This is a genomic window from Hyalangium gracile (genome assembly GCF_020103725.1).
Taxonomy (GTDB): domain Bacteria; phylum Myxococcota; class Myxococcia; order Myxococcales; family Myxococcaceae; genus Hyalangium; species Hyalangium gracile.
On record NZ_JAHXBG010000010.1, the window covers coordinates 62,202 to 75,186 of the forward strand.

The following is a 12,985-nucleotide window of genomic DNA, read 5'->3' on the forward strand; positions in this document are numbered from 1 at the left end:
GGTCACCTCGGGGGCTGTAGCGACCTGACAGGCCTGAAGTGTGACACAGGACGCAGCGCATCTCATGACGCACCCGCCCAGGAAGCACGCCCAGGCCTGCCGCATCGCGGCGACCGGGCTCAGCTCCCCCGAGGTATGAGCTGACCCACCAGCTCGCTCAGCCGCTCGATGCGCGCGTCTCCGTCCAGCCCCAGCCCCACGAAGCGCACGCCCGCCGCGCCGGCCGCGCCCCGGTCATAGCGCGAGTCGCCCACCATCAGCGCCTCCGCGGCCGTCACGCGCAGCCGCTCCAGCGCGTAGAGCACCAGGTCCGGCGCGGGCTTCGAGCGGGGCACCAGGTCCGCGCACGCCACGCACTCGAAGCAGTCCGACAGGCTCGCGGCCTCCAGCAGCGTGGCGGCCAGCGGCGACACCGTGTTCGTCACCACCGCCCGGCCCAGGCCCCGAGCGCCCAGCAGCTCCAACAGCGGGCGCGCCTCGGGGTTCACCCACACGTGCTCGGCGTAGCGCGGGAAGTGCTCGATGTAGAAGCGGTCCAGCTCGGCCGGCGTACACCGCAGGCCGAACACCCGCACATCCGCCTCCGTGCCCTGGCCGAAGGTGGGCTTGAACTCCGCGAGCGTCACGGGGCTGCCGCGGAAGTGCTCCCCCGCGGCCGCCACCACGTGCGCCCACGCCTCCTCGCTCTTGAGGAGGACGCCATCCATGTCGAAGAGGACCGCTCGCAGCACGCGCTCAGGCCTTGGGCGGCTCCTGTGCCGCGCGCTGGGCCTCCACCTGGCGGCGCACATCGTCCATGTCCAGCGCGCGCACCTTGGAGATCAGCTCCTCCAGCGCCGCGGCCGGCAGCGCGCCCGCCTGCTCGAACAGGAGGATGCCGTCCCGGAACACCATCAGCGTGGGGATGGAGCGGATCTCGAACGCCCCGGACAGCTCCGGCTGGGCGTCCGTGTCGATCTTCCCGAAGGTGATGTCCCCGTGCTTGTTGGACACCTGCTCGAAGATGGGAGCGAAGGCCCGGCACGGCCCGCACCACGCGGCCCACCAGTCCAGCAGGACGATGCCCTGCTTGCCCACCGTGTCCTTGAAGTTGTCCTTGCTGATTTCCATCGTCGCCATGTTGGCCTCGCTCTCGGAACGGCCCGGAGCCCGGGCCGTCACCGTTCCTACTTCACGTCCAGCAGCTCCACCTCGAAGATGAGCGTGGAGTTGGGAGGAATGACGGGCGGAAAGCCCCGCGAGCCGTACCCCATCTCCGGGGGGATGGTGAGCTTGCGCACCCCACCCACCTTCATTCCCGCCACGCCCTTGTCCCAGCCCTGGATGACCTGCCCCGCGCCGAGCCGGAAGGTGAAGCCCTCGTTGCGGTCCCGGCTGCTGTCGAACTTGGAGCCATTGGTGAGCGTGCCCACGTAGTGCACCGTCACCGTCTTGCCGGCCGTCGCCTCGGCGCCGGTGCCGACCTTCATGTCATCCAGCTTCAAGCTCATCCACGGGCCTCCTGGGAAAGAAAAAGGACTGAAAACCCACCTTAACGCGCCAGGGGGGCGCGCGCTGCCCTAGAAAAGCGGCGGCGCGGCACCCTGTTCACTCCCGGGGTGCCGCGCCGCGTGGTCATGTTCGGGGTCGCACTCGGCCTAGAACGTACCGCCGATGTTCAGGGTGCCGGAGTAGCGGCCGTTCTCGTTCAGGCCCTCGTCGATGCCGGCGGCGAACTCCTGGTCGAACAGGAAGTTGTAGTTCGCCCGGAGATCCGCGGTGAAGTCACCGATGTGCGTGCGCAGACCGGCGCCCACCGGGACGTTGCCCACCATGTCGTCATCGAAGCCCGCGGCAGCGCCACGGAAGTTGTAGTCGCTGAAGCCGATGCCACCCAGCACGTACGGCTGCACCGGAGCGGCGCCCAGGCCCAGCGTCACCGCCGCCTGGCCACCGTTACGCACCAGGTCCGGGCCGCTCTCCGCACCGCCGATGGCCGCGTCCAGGTTGTTCACGGCGCCGCTGTAGCCCAGCTCGAGGCCGAGCACCTTGGACGGCTTGATGGACGCGGTGACACCGTAGGCGGGACCCGGGTTGATCTCGGGAGCCAGGGCGCCGGTGTAACCCTCCACACCACCGCCCAGCATCAGGGTCAGGCCACGCATGTTGGCCGCGGACTCCTTGCGCTCGCCGTCATCCACGTCATCGGTGATCGGGGTGAAGGCGCCAGGGCTCGGCTCCACCGGCGTCACCGGAGCGGCCGGAGGAGTCACCTGCGGCTCACGCAGGGGCTCGCTCTGGTAGCCGCTGCCACCCGCTCCCAGGTCGGACGAGATGTCCTGATTGATGGCCCCACTGCCGCCCGTGCCGGCGCCGCTCTTCACCGGCTGGCAGCGCAGCAGGATGTCGCCGGACTGAGCGTTCACGCCCGCGCTCCCACTGCCACCGAGCCCCTGGTCCATGCTGGACTGGTCGCTGGTGCTGAGGTCCTGGTCCACGGCCTGCTCGTCCACGGTGAGGTCCTGGTCCATGCCGACCTGGCCGCTGCCACCAATGGCGTCATCCACGGGCTGAGTCTCGATGACGGTCTGGCTCTCATCGCCAGCCGTCTGCGGGCTCACGCTCGCCTGCGTGTCGTTCATCTTGTAGCCCGGTGGGCAGTCCTTGTTGTCTCCAGCAAGGGCCACGCCGCCGTACAGGAGCGCCGCGACAGCGCCCACCAGAATCTTCGTTTTCATCCAACCCTCCGTTGTCGGTTGACCGACATGAAGGTTGTTGCCGCCAGCACATCCGGCAAGGAGCGGATCAGGTCGCCAGGGTGCGCCAGAGCCCCCGCGTGGGGAGCAGCCAGCCGACCAGCTCAGGAGATTCGGTGCCTTGGCTACCCCTTCGTCCACTCGGAGCCGGTGACGACGGGCAATTGCAGGGCGCGCTCGCGGTCCAGGTCCAGGTTGCCGATGTGCAAGGACAGCGGCGACTGCACCCACTTGTAGATGGACTGGAGGAAGAGCCGGACGAACTTCTCCACGTAGCCCTGGAGCCGCGCCGGCTCCACCTCGGGGAACATGGCGGTGAGGGCCTGCACCAGCTCGGAGGGCACCAGCTTCTCTCCGGCGAAGAGGTAGAAGCACGCGTCCAGGATGGGGAAGGGCATCAGCTCCTCCTCGCCCACCTGGTTGTGCGCCAGCTCCGGGCCCGCGGGCTTGGCCAGCACCTTCTTGATGCCCTCGTAGCCCGTCTTCTCCCGCAGGTAGTCCAGCAGGTACATCACCACCGTCTTGGGCACGTTGGCGATGACGGCCAGCGCCCCCATCAAGTCTCCGCCGATGGTGGTGTAGCCCACCGCCTTCTCGCTCATGTTCCCCGTCTGGAGGAACAGGCCGCCGCACGAGTTGGACCAGTTCCACATGCGCTGGGCGCGCAGGCGGGCCTGGATGTTCTGCTCGGTGACGGGCGTGACGGCCTGGTCTCCCAGCATCTGCCTCACCACGCCGAGCTCGCGGTCGAAGGCCTCCTCGATGGGGACCACCTGGAAGGGGACGCCCAGCTCGCGGGCGATGGTCTCCGCGGCCTCGCGCGTGGCGTCGCTGGAGTAGCGGCTGGGCATGTAGAAGGCGCGCAGCAGCGAGCCCGGGTCCTCCGGGCGCACCCGCTTCGCGTACCGGTGCGCGATGAGCAGCGTCAGCAGCGAGTCCCGCCCGCCCGACAGCGCGATGCCAATCACCTTGAAGGCGCGCGTCTTCTCGAAGTAGTCCCCCACGCCCTGCGCGAGCGCGTCCAGCAGGTCCTCGCACAGCGCCTCGCGGGCGGGGCGGCGCTGATCCGGCCCCGGCAGGAAGAAGCTGCGGTGCGGCGGCACGGGGTAGGTGAGCTTCTCGCGCCGGCTCTTCACGGCGCCCGTGCAGTCCAGCGTGGGCACCAGCTTGCCGCCCCGGGCCATCCACTCCTCGCGATCATCGCGCCAGGTGGTGTTCTCCGAGCGCAGGCGCATGGTGCGGTCCAGGTCCACCACCGCCGTGGTGTGGCCCTCCTGGAAGCGAGGCGTCTCCTGGATGTGGCGGCCGTTCTGGTTCAGGAAGCCGCCGCCGTCGAAGATGATGCCGTCATTGCTGCCCAGCGCGTTCGCGTAGGCGATGGTGCACTGGTGGTCCGCGGCCCGCGTGGCGAGCAATTCGCGGCGCGTGTCCACGAAGCCCAGGCGGAAGGGCGAGGCCGACAGGTTCACCACCAGCTCGCCGCCCGAGTACGTGCGCCGGCGCTGCGGCCCGTCCGCGCTCCAGATGTCCTCGCACACCTCCGGGGCCAGGGTGCCGAAGTCGAAGCGGAACAGGTAGTCACCCAGCGGCACGCCGCGGTGCACCTCCGCCATGCCCGGGTAGCCGCGCGACCAGGTGCGGCCCTCGTAGAAGATGTTGTAGGTAGGCAGCTTCTCCTTGGGCACCAGCCCCAGCACCTTGCCGCTGGCGACGACGGCCGCGCAGTTGAGGCGCAGGCCCTGGTGGGCCACCGCCACGCCCAGGACGAAGACGGTGGAGAAGCCCGCCGTCTCCCGCGCGAAGCGCTCCAGCTCCGGCCACTGGTGCTCGATGAAGCCCTGCCACTGGATGAGGTCCTCGGCCGGGTAGCCACCGATGAGCTGCTCCTGGAAGAGCCCCACGGTGACGTCCTCCGCCGCCATCTTCCTCGCCAGCGCGAGCGCCCGATCCACGTTGCGCGAGAAGGCGCCCACGGTGGTGTTGATGCTGGCGATCCCAACCTTGACGAGCCGCATGGGTGCGAGTCCCCTTCGAGCCCGCGGCCTGCCCGTGCACCGTCGGGCCGGTGTCGTGTCCGCCCCCAGCAGACGCCTGGGAGGGGCACGGACGCAAGTTCTTCAGTACCGGGGAGCTCAGTTCATCAGGCCCGAAGGCCGCAGGGGCTGGAGCCGACCGATGAGCTCCCCCACCTCGTCAATCACCGACTGCAGGCGCCGGCGCACGTCCAGCTGGAGCAGCAGCTGCTGGCGCCGCTCGGGCTCGGGGATGATGGCCGAGGCCACCACGTCCGCCAGGGTGCCCCCGGTGGCCCGCGCCACCGCCGGCAGCAGCCCCTCCGAGAACGACGGAGGCACGCGCCCGGCCAGCTCGAGGACCGCCTGCCGCAGCTGCTCCTCCTCCGGCCCGTGGTAGGGCGGGTCGGGCAGCAGCTCGACGCGCGCCTCGCGGTACAGGTGCTCCGCGGGCAACTCGGAGAGCATGCGGGCGCGGCAGACTCCCTGGAGGAGGATGTTGTAGCGCCCGTCCTCGAGCTCCTCGTCCCAGGCGATGAGGCCCACGCACATCATCCGCGCCATCGTGGGCCGCCCCGCGTAGTGGGCCTCCCAGCCCGGCTCCAGCTGCGCGAGCGCCATGACGCGGTCCCCGTCCAGGGCGTCCCGCACGAGCTGACGGTAGCGCGGCTCGAAGATGTGCAGGGGCAGCACGGCGTGGGGGAGCAGGACGGCCGAAGGCAGTGGGAAGACCTTCAGCGCCTCTGCGGACTGCGTGATGCGTTCCTGGACCGTCATGGCTTCACCCTCACCGTTCTTTTTGTTCATAAGTATCGGTTGCACCGGTCGCATCCCAATCAAGCGGGCGCTCACCGGCTCGCAGGGCGGTGGAAACCTGCCACGGTTCCGCTAGGGTGCGCGACCACATGTCGGACATGTCCCCAGCTCCTGCCGCCACTCCCGCTCCGCCCCAGAAGCTCTCCTGGTACCGCAGGCTCTACATGCGGGTGGAGGCGCTGTCCTCGTCGAAGCATGCCCTGGCGGCCATGCTGCTCGTGTCCGTGGTGGACGGCTCCGTCTTCCCCATCCCGCCCTTCGCGCTGCTGGTCCCCATGGTGCTGGCCCAGCCGCGCAAGTGGGTGCGCTACGCGGTGCTGGGCACGGTGGCCAGCCTCTTCGGCGGGCTCATCGGCTACTGGCTGGGCACCCTCATCAACGCGGGGGCCGTCAGCTTCCTGGAGATCGACCTGAACGTGCGGGTGCAGCGCTTCGGCATCGACGCCACGGTGGGCGAGCTGCTGGGGCAGAACTTCTGGGTGCTGTCGCTGCTGTGCTCCATCCTGCCCACGCCGTTCAAGGTGGTGGCCATCGGCAGCGGCATGGTGTCCGTGCCGCTGGACCGCTTCCTGCTGGCGGCCATCATCGGGCGCACGGTGCGCTTCTTCGCCGTGGCCGGGGTGATGCGCTTCGTGGGCCCCACCGCGCGCAGGTGGCTGCGCGTCTGAGCCTGGCCGCACGCCGGGCTCTCAGGAGCCGGTCTGCCGCAGCTCGGGCGTGAGCGCCGCGTCGATGGTGGCCAGCAGCAGCTCCGGCGGCACCGGCTTCTCCAGCACCAGGTTGGGCACGGTGCGCACGAAGTCGATCGCCGCCTCCGTGTAGGCCCCGCCAGACATGAAGACCAGCCGCCGCGCCAGCTCCGGGGCCTGCTCGCTCAGTTTCTCGTAGAGGTCCATCCCCGTCGTCCCGGGCATCTGCAGATCGCACACGACGACGTCGAAGCGCTGCCCGGAGGACACCAGCGCCAGCGCGTCCTTGCCACACGTGGCGGTGACGACCTCGTGCACGGGCTCCAGCAGCAGCCGCATGGACTGGGCCAGCCTCGGCTCGTCATCGACGATGAGGACGCGCACCCGCCGTGCCAGGGCCCGGGAGCTCGGGGTCCGCGGCTCGGCGCGAGCCTCGGGCACCTCGCGCGTCACCGCCTCGGGCGCGGCCGGGAGCAGGACGGTGAAGACGGAGCCTTTGCCGGGTTCGCTGTGCACGTGAATCTCCCCCCCATGGGCGCGGACGATCTGCTGGCTGATGGAGAGCCCGAGCCCGGTGCCCTCCTCGAGAGACTTGGTGGTGAAGAACGGCTCGAAGATGTGCGGGAGCACCTCGGGGTGGATGCCGCGGCCCGTGTCCGACACCTCCACCTGGGCCCGACCGTCCGGCGCCGTGCGGGTGCGGACGCGCACCACGTGCTGCTCCGGCGCGCCCTCGGGGATGGCCTGCACCGCGTTGACCAGGAGGTTGAGGAGCACCTGGCCCAGCCGGCCCTCGCTCGCCAGCACGCGGGGCACCGACCCGTAGTCCTCCTCCAGCCGCGCCCTGTCACGGAGCACGTGCCGCACCATCCGGAGCGCGGGCGTGGTCACCTCGCGCAGGTCCACCGGCTTGCGCTCCTGCGCCCCCTCGCGGCTGAACATGCGCAGATCCTGGACGATGTGGCGGATGCGCTCGGCGCCCTCCTGCGCGTCGCGGAGCTGGACGAGCGCGTCCACCGCTCCGGCCCGGCCCTGGCCCAGGCTGCGCACCGCGCCCTCCAGGCTCAGCTCCAGGTAGGCCAGCGGGTTCTGGATCTCGTGGCCCACGCCGGCGGCGAGCGTGCCCACCGCGGCCACGCGCTCGGCGGCCATGAGGCGGGTGCGCAGCTCCTGGGTGGCCGTGACGTCCCGGTGGATGGAGACCAGGTGCGTCACCTTGCCGTCCGCGTCCCTCACCGGTGACAGCTGCAGCTCGCTGGGCACCCGCTTGCCATCCCGGTGCCGCAGCAGCACCTGGCAGCGGAAGAGCTCCCCCTGGCGCATGGCCGTCTCCAGCCGCTGGCGCGTCTCCGGATCCATCTCGCCCGCGAACTCGCGAGGCGAGCGCCCCATCAGCTCCACCATGCCCAGGCCCACCATCGCGCGGAAGGCCTCGTTGGCGAAGAGCACCTTGGGGCCCGAGGGAGTCACCGCGCAGATGACGACGCCCTCGCTCACGCTGCGCACGGCGGCCGCCAGCAGCTCCATGCGCTTCGTCGCGTCCCGCCGGCCAGCGCTGGCCGCCGCGAGCAGCAGGCACGTGGTGGCACCCACGCCGATGAAGAACTGCCACAGCACCAGCGTCTGGGCGCTGGCCTGCGACTGGAGCTCCGTCTGCGACGGCCCCAGCCGCACCATCACGCCCCAGAGGGAGAACACGGTGAGGAAGAGCGTCACCAGCGAGACGCCCCGCGGCCCGAAGCGCAGCGCGGCCCACACCGCCAGCGGGAAGAGGAAGAACGTCCCGATGTACCAGGAGGACGGCCCCACCAGCGCCGCCGTGAAGAGCGCCAGGCAGATCAGCAGCGTGCAGCTGGTGAGCGCCATCGCCTCCAGGCGCCGCTCCACGGGCTGTCTGGCCCACAGCAGCAGCAGCACGGGCGTCACCACGACGATGCCCATCGCGTCCCCGCCCCACCACACCCCGACCGCCTTCATGAAGTCGGCCCACGGGAGGATGCCCTCGGCCGCGAGGCTCAGGTTCCCGATGAGGGCGCTCACCAGCGAGCACCCGACGGCCGCTCCCAGGATGAGCGCGACGACGTCCTGGACCCGCTCCAGCGCCGCCGAGAAGTCCAGCCGCCGCAGCAGCCACACCCCCAGCACCGCCTCCAGGGTGGCGCCCGTGCTCGTCACCAGGCTGCCGATCAGCGGCGCCTGCCAGAACAGGGTCGACAGGAAGGAGCCCAGGAAGATGCCGGGCCAGCGAGACGCTCCGCACAGCAGCAGCCCACCCAGCGCTACCCCGGAAGCCGGCCACACGGGACTGACGCTCGAGTGGACGAGCGAGAAGGCCATCCCCGCCTTGGCGGCCACCAGATAGGCCGCCGCCAGCGCGAGCATCGCGAGGATGCTCCGCGGCTCATACGCCCAGGCGATGCGTTCACGCATCCAGATGATGACTGCCCCCCGTGTCCCCCCCGCCTCGGCGGGTGATGCATTGAGGCCCCATCGTACCGGTGTGGTGGGTCAAAGCAACCCCCTGATCCACGGAACATCACGCTTCCGGAAAGGGGGATGCAATGGCCGGGCGCCCCCTGCGTAGGAAAAGGCAAGGAGGAAGCGAAAACGATGTCGAGACCTGGTGCCGCCGCCCTGTTGTCGTTCTTCATCCCCGGTGTGGGTCAGATCTACAACGGGGACATCCTGCGCGGGGTCTTCTGGCTCATCATCACGCCGGGCTTCTGGCTGGGCACCGGCGGCCTGCTGGGCTGGGTGTGCCACATCATCGCCGCGGCCACCGCGTACAACCGCGCCGAGGTGAAGGAGCGGGCCCGACTGCCCGCCTCCGCCTGGTAGCTCACCCCTTCGCCGAGCGGAGCACCGCGAGCAGCTCGTCCGCCGTGGTGGCGAGCGCTCGCGCCCCCTCGGCGCGCAGCTCCTCGGCGCTCCGGAAGCCCCAGGTGACGCCGACGCCGTACATGCCCGCGTTGCGCGCGGTGTTCATGTCCACCGAGGTGTCGCCCACGAAGGCGCACTCCGCGGGCGCCGCGCCCAGCTCCGTGGCCACCGCCAGCGCGGCGGTGGGGTCCGGCTTGCGCGGCACTCCTGGCCGCTCGCCGTAGATGGCGGTGAAGGGAACCCCCGGCAGCAGCCCCTCCACCAGCCTCCGGGTGAAGGCATCCGCCTTGTTGCTCAGCACCGCCAGCCGCACGTCCTCGGCGGCCAGCTGCGAGAGCACGGCGGGGATGCCCGGAAACGGCCGGGTCCGGTCGAACAGGTGGTCCTCGTAGTACGCGCGGTAGGCCGCCAGGATGGAGTCATGCAGCGCCACCTGGTCCGGGGGCGTGGCCTTGCGCACGAGCACCCTCACGCCCTCGCCCACGTAGTGGCGGTAGTCGTCCACCGGGTGGGTGGGCAGGCCGTGCGAGGCGAGCGAGTGGTTCATCGCCGCGGCGATGTCCGCGAGCGAGTCCACCAGCGTCCCGTCGAGATCGAAGATGGCGGCGCGCAGGTGCATGCCCCTCCTCAAACACGAACGCCCCGGCCAGACAAGGCCGAGGCGTCCAGGGACTGCCAGAGTGTTCGCGCCGCCAGCTTTACGGGTGGGCCGCGGCCGTGGCGGGCGCGTCACCGGCCTTGGTGAGCACCGCGAAGTTGATGTTGCCGTAGCCCGCGGTGGCGCAGCTGAACATCACCCGCTTGATGATCTTGAACTCCACCTCCTTGTGGGCCTGGATGTTCACGTCGCCCTTGAAGGTGTTGCCCTCGCCGCCGCCCGCCATGGCGTGCAGGTCCTCGAACTGCTTCTTCATGTCCCGGAGCTTCTCCTCCAGGGCGGGGATGTTGAGATACTCGTCCTTCACGAGGTCCTCCACCCGGCCCACGATGGTGCCCGAGATGGACACCTGCTCGTTGGAGACCATCACCACCGGGTGCATCTCCACTTCCTTGACGTTGACGCCCTCGGGCAGCTGGATGTCCTTGGTCATCATCAGCACCTCGCCCGTCGCGGAGAAGTTCGCGATGAGGAAGAGCACGATGATGACGAACATGTCCACCAGCGGGGTGATGAGCAGGTCGGCGTAGGTACCCTTCTTGCCGTGGTGACCGTGCCCGAACACCTTCGAGTGCTCGAGCCGCTTGCCGTAGCGCTTACCGGGAGACTTGATGGCCATGACTTGTCCTGAACTCGAATCCTTGCGTGAGCGAGCCTGTCAGCCCGCGGCCATCACCGAAACCTGCGGGAGCTGACTGCCCATGCACTCGTCGATGATGCGCACCAGCACGTCGTACTGAACCCTGTCGTCGGTCTGCAGCGTGATGGCCGACTGGTCGGGGAACTGCTCCTTGATCTGCTTGAAGCGCTCGATGAGCTTGGTCATGTCCAGCTTGCCCTTCTCATTGCGCGTGATGGGGATGGGCTCGAAGGAGCTCTGATCCGCGGTGAGCACCATCTGCTCGGGCGTGATGGCCAGGGTGAGCTGCACCGTCTTGGTCTGCTCGGGCGGCGTCTCCTCCTGGGTGGAGGGACCTCCCGCCTGGGACACCTGGAGACGGCCGATCTGCGTCCACACGGCCGTCATGATCAGGAAGCTGATGGTCACCGCCATCAGGTCGATGAAGGGGACCAGGTTGATGGCGGTGTCGAGCGACTTCTTTCCGCCCTTGCCACCCTGCCCTATGTCCATTCCGCCGGCCATGACAACCTCCGCTCTGCGCTACGACATCGAAGAAGAAAGAAAGACGACGGGCGCGGCCGTCCGTCCCGAAGGACCAGACAACGGGCGCGCGCCCAGGTTCCGGACTACTCCTCGCCGTGACCAGCGGCCGCGGGGATGTTCAGGTTCTTGAACTTGTCGCGGTTGGTGACGATGAGGTTGAGCACCGAGACGCTCGTCTCGTTGATGTCGTTGATGATGCCCTGGGTGCGGCCCTGGAGCACCGAGAAGGCGATCAGCGCCGGGATGGCCGTCAGCAGCCCGAAGCCCGTGCAGTTCATGGCTTCCGAGATACCGTTGGCGAGAATCGTCGCCTTGTCGGCCGGGTTCACGTTGGCCACCGCCTCGAAGCAGGAGATGAGGCCGGACACCGTGCCGAGCAGACCGGCGAGCATCGCCGCGTTGCCGAGCATGGCGAGGTAGCCGGTGCGCGCCTCGATCTTCGGCGTCTCGCGCAGGCTGGCCTCGTCCAGGGCGGCCTGGACCTCCTCCTGGCCCTTGGGGACGTTCATCAGGCCCGCCTTGATGACGGCGGTCAGCGGGGTGGCCTTCTGGCCGGCCACGTAGTTGATGGCCTTGTCCAGGTCACCCGCGTAGATGTGCTTCTTCAGGCCGCGGAGGAAGCCCTCCTTGTTGATGGAGGACTTGACGAACAGGACGATCGTCCGCTCCACGATGATGGCCAGGGCGATGACGGCGCACACGGCGATGGGGTACATACCCCACTGGCCCGCCTCCCAGCGACGAGCGACCTCCTCGAAGAAGGTGCGGTTGGACCCTCCCTCCGAAGCCAGCACGGACAGATTCGCTACAAACCCCAGATTCATCGCTTGTTGCCTCCGGATAGGCGGCCCTGGTCTCTCGGGCCTTCCACGTCTGACACCCTCACCGAGTAGAGGTTCCCTCGGGGAAGAAAGTCAGTCTTGGATGTTGAAAACGTGGGGCCGACTTTAGGAACGCCCCCCTGGAGTGTCAAGGCGACCACCCTGCGTTAGCTATTGAAATCGCACGGGAAATTTGCGTCCAGTCCAGGGCTTGACGGATCGCAACATGGGTAACGGGGCACCAGATGTGGTGCCTGGTCGGGTGCTTGGGTCCCCCAAGGGCTCGTGGTAAGCGCGCCAGCATGGCGAGGAAGCGGATAGGCGAGATCCTCCTGGAGCGCGGCGCGATCACGCCGGCGCAGCTCGAGGCGGGGCTCAAGGCGCAGCGGCAGACCCAGCAGCGGTTGGGGACGACGCTGGTGAGCCAGGGCGCGATCACCGAGCCCATGCTGGTGCAGGCGCTGAGCGAGGCGCTGGAGATACCGGTGGTGAATCTGGCGGCCGTCACCCCGGACTGGGCGGCGGTGCACCTGATGCGCGCGCGCTTCTGCGAGCAGCACGAGATGTTCCCCTATGCGCTGGAGAACGTGGGCGGGAAGCGGCGGCTGGTGGTGGCCATGGCGGACCCGCTCAACCAGTCGGCCATCGAGGAGATCGAGTTCACCACCGGGCTGAAGGCGAGCCCCCGGGTGGCGGCGCTGTCCGCGGTGCGCGCGGCCATCCTGCGCTACTACCACAAGGTCGCCCCCACCCCGGCGGCGAGCCCCAGCCGCGCGGCGCCGGCCACGGCGCGTCCCTCGGCGACGCGGGCAGCCGCGCAGCGTCCGGCGGCGCCCGTGACGGCCTCGAAGGCCCAGCCTCCGGACGACGATGACGAGGAGGTCATCATCGGCGAGGAGGTGGGTCCGGGCGAGCACACGGCGCGCACCTCCCTGGCGGAGCTCATCCGCAAGCGCGAGGAGCAGCGGCGCCGCAAGCGGGGTCAGGGCGAGGCCAAGGGCCGCTCCGCGGGCGGCTCGGCGGTGCTCGATGACCTGGCGGACCTCTTCGGCGAGCTGCGCGAGGAGCCGGACCGGGTGGAGGAGCTGGAGCGCAAGTTCTGGGCGCTGATGCGCATCATGGCGCGCAAGGGGCTCCTCACGAAGGAGGAGTTCACCCGCGAGCTGGACGACACGGACGAGAAGAAGGGCTGAGGCGCCCCGCTCCGGT

General features: G+C 69.4%; 15 protein-coding genes. 3 read left to right on the forward strand and 12 right to left on the reverse strand.

Features of this window, described 5'->3' with window-relative positions:
- Window positions 1-119: 119 nt before the first annotated feature.
- From KY572_RS21325 to KY572_RS47295, 7 genes are all read right to left on the reverse strand, one after another.
- A complete protein-coding gene (locus tag KY572_RS21325; RefSeq protein ID WP_224244754.1) occupies window positions 120-731 on the reverse strand; it encodes an HAD family hydrolase in 612 nt (203 codons plus the stop codon).
- Between the two features lie 4 nt (window positions 732-735).
- A complete protein-coding gene (trxA, locus tag KY572_RS21330) occupies window positions 736-1,119 on the reverse strand; it encodes a thioredoxin (RefSeq protein WP_224244755.1) in 384 nt (127 codons plus the stop codon).
- 47 nt (window positions 1,120-1,166) lie between these two features.
- Window positions 1,167-1,490: an FKBP-type peptidyl-prolyl cis-trans isomerase gene (locus tag KY572_RS21335; protein WP_224244756.1), complete on the reverse strand. Its 324-nt coding sequence runs from the start codon at window positions 1,488-1,490 to the stop codon at window positions 1,167-1,169.
- A gap of 147 nt (window positions 1,491-1,637) precedes the next feature.
- Window positions 1,638-2,717: a porin family protein gene (locus tag KY572_RS21340; RefSeq protein ID WP_224244757.1), complete on the reverse strand. Its 1,080-nt coding sequence runs from the start codon at window positions 2,715-2,717 to the stop codon at window positions 1,638-1,640.
- A 143-nt stretch (window positions 2,718-2,860) separates the two neighbouring features.
- Window positions 2,861-4,750 (reverse strand): NAD(+) synthase, encoded by a 1,890-nt coding sequence (nadE, locus tag KY572_RS21345; protein ID WP_224244758.1) that lies wholly within the window; start codon window positions 4,748-4,750, stop codon window positions 2,861-2,863.
- A gap of 117 nt (window positions 4,751-4,867) precedes the next feature.
- The gene (locus tag KY572_RS21350) at window positions 4,868-5,524 is read right to left on the reverse strand and encodes an LON peptidase substrate-binding domain-containing protein (RefSeq protein ID WP_224244759.1); all 657 of its coding nucleotides are present in this window, start codon (window positions 5,522-5,524) and stop codon (window positions 4,868-4,870) included.
- Between the two features lie 10 nt (window positions 5,525-5,534).
- Entirely contained in the window at window positions 5,535-5,663 is a 129-nt protein-coding gene (locus KY572_RS47295) for a hypothetical protein (RefSeq protein WP_263451875.1), read from the reverse strand.
- Between KY572_RS47295 and KY572_RS21355 the strand changes: the two genes are divergently transcribed.
- Entirely contained in the window at window positions 5,662-6,231 is a 570-nt protein-coding gene (locus KY572_RS21355; protein WP_224244760.1) for a YqaA family protein, read from the forward strand. The two genes, KY572_RS47295 and KY572_RS21355, sit on opposite strands and share 2 nt — an antisense overlap.
- Before the next feature lie 21 nt (window positions 6,232-6,252).
- Here the strand turns inward: KY572_RS21355 and KY572_RS21360 are convergent, their stop codons facing one another.
- Window positions 6,253-8,682, reverse strand: coding sequence for an MASE1 domain-containing protein (locus KY572_RS21360; RefSeq protein WP_224244761.1), 2,430 nt, complete (start codon window positions 8,680-8,682; stop codon window positions 6,253-6,255).
- Window positions 8,683-8,862: 180 nt separating this feature from the next.
- Between KY572_RS21360 and KY572_RS21365 the strand changes: the two genes are divergently transcribed.
- Window positions 8,863-9,090: a hypothetical protein gene (locus tag KY572_RS21365; protein WP_224244762.1), complete on the forward strand. Its 228-nt coding sequence runs from the start codon at window positions 8,863-8,865 to the stop codon at window positions 9,088-9,090.
- Between the two features lies 1 nt (window position 9,091).
- Here the strand turns inward: KY572_RS21365 and KY572_RS21370 are convergent, their stop codons facing one another.
- The 4 genes from KY572_RS21370 to KY572_RS21385 form a co-directional block, all read right to left on the reverse strand.
- The gene (locus KY572_RS21370; protein WP_224244763.1) at window positions 9,092-9,751 is read right to left on the reverse strand and encodes an HAD family hydrolase; all 660 of its coding nucleotides are present in this window, start codon (window positions 9,749-9,751) and stop codon (window positions 9,092-9,094) included.
- A 79-nt stretch (window positions 9,752-9,830) separates the two neighbouring features.
- On the reverse strand, window positions 9,831-10,409 hold the full coding sequence (locus KY572_RS21375) for an ExbD/TolR family protein (RefSeq protein WP_224244764.1): 579 nt from the start codon (window positions 10,407-10,409) through the stop codon (window positions 9,831-9,833).
- Window positions 10,410-10,448: 39 nt separating this feature from the next.
- Window positions 10,449-10,934: an ExbD/TolR family protein gene (locus KY572_RS21380; RefSeq protein WP_224244765.1), complete on the reverse strand. Its 486-nt coding sequence runs from the start codon at window positions 10,932-10,934 to the stop codon at window positions 10,449-10,451.
- Window positions 10,935-11,038: 104 nt separating this feature from the next.
- Window positions 11,039-11,779 (reverse strand): MotA/TolQ/ExbB proton channel family protein, encoded by a 741-nt coding sequence (locus KY572_RS21385; RefSeq protein ID WP_224244766.1) that lies wholly within the window; start codon window positions 11,777-11,779, stop codon window positions 11,039-11,041.
- A gap of 299 nt (window positions 11,780-12,078) precedes the next feature.
- On the opposite strand from KY572_RS21385, the gene KY572_RS21390 reads away from it, so the two are divergent.
- Window positions 12,079-12,969, forward strand: a complete 891-nt coding sequence (locus tag KY572_RS21390; RefSeq protein ID WP_224244767.1) for a GspE/PulE/PilB domain-containing protein — start codon at window positions 12,079-12,081, stop codon at window positions 12,967-12,969.
- Window positions 12,970-12,985: the final 16 nt, after the last annotated feature.

Coding starts and splice junctions, on each gene's coding strand:
- KY572_RS21390 (WP_224244767.1), top strand. CDS start 12,079: ATGGCGAGGAAGCGGATAGGCGAGATCCTCCTGGAGCGCGGCGCGATC.
- KY572_RS21340 (WP_224244757.1), bottom strand. CDS start 2,717: ATGAAAACGAAGATTCTGGTGGGCGCTGTCGCGGCGCTCCTGTACGGC.
- KY572_RS21355 (WP_224244760.1), top strand. CDS start 5,662: ATGTCCCCAGCTCCTGCCGCCACTCCCGCTCCGCCCCAGAAGCTCTCC.
- KY572_RS21335 (WP_224244756.1), bottom strand. CDS start 1,490: ATGAGCTTGAAGCTGGATGACATGAAGGTCGGCACCGGCGCCGAGGCG.
- KY572_RS21365 (WP_224244762.1), top strand. CDS start 8,863: ATGTCGAGACCTGGTGCCGCCGCCCTGTTGTCGTTCTTCATCCCCGGT.
- KY572_RS21375 (WP_224244764.1), bottom strand. CDS start 10,409: ATGGCCATCAAGTCTCCCGGTAAGCGCTACGGCAAGCGGCTCGAGCAC.
- KY572_RS21350 (WP_224244759.1), bottom strand. CDS start 5,524: ATGACGGTCCAGGAACGCATCACGCAGTCCGCAGAGGCGCTGAAGGTC.
- KY572_RS21360 (WP_224244761.1), bottom strand. CDS start 8,682: ATGCGTGAACGCATCGCCTGGGCGTATGAGCCGCGGAGCATCCTCGCG.
- trxA (WP_224244755.1), bottom strand. CDS start 1,119: ATGGCGACGATGGAAATCAGCAAGGACAACTTCAAGGACACGGTGGGC.
- KY572_RS21385 (WP_224244766.1), bottom strand. CDS start 11,779: ATGAATCTGGGGTTTGTAGCGAATCTGTCCGTGCTGGCTTCGGAGGGA.
- nadE (WP_224244758.1), bottom strand. CDS start 4,750: ATGCGGCTCGTCAAGGTTGGGATCGCCAGCATCAACACCACCGTGGGC.
- KY572_RS21370 (WP_224244763.1), bottom strand. CDS start 9,751: ATGCACCTGCGCGCCGCCATCTTCGATCTCGACGGGACGCTGGTGGAC.
- KY572_RS21380 (WP_224244765.1), bottom strand. CDS start 10,934: ATGGCCGGCGGAATGGACATAGGGCAGGGTGGCAAGGGCGGAAAGAAG.
- KY572_RS47295 (WP_263451875.1), bottom strand. CDS start 5,663: ATGTCCGACATGTGGTCGCGCACCCTAGCGGAACCGTGGCAGGTTTCC.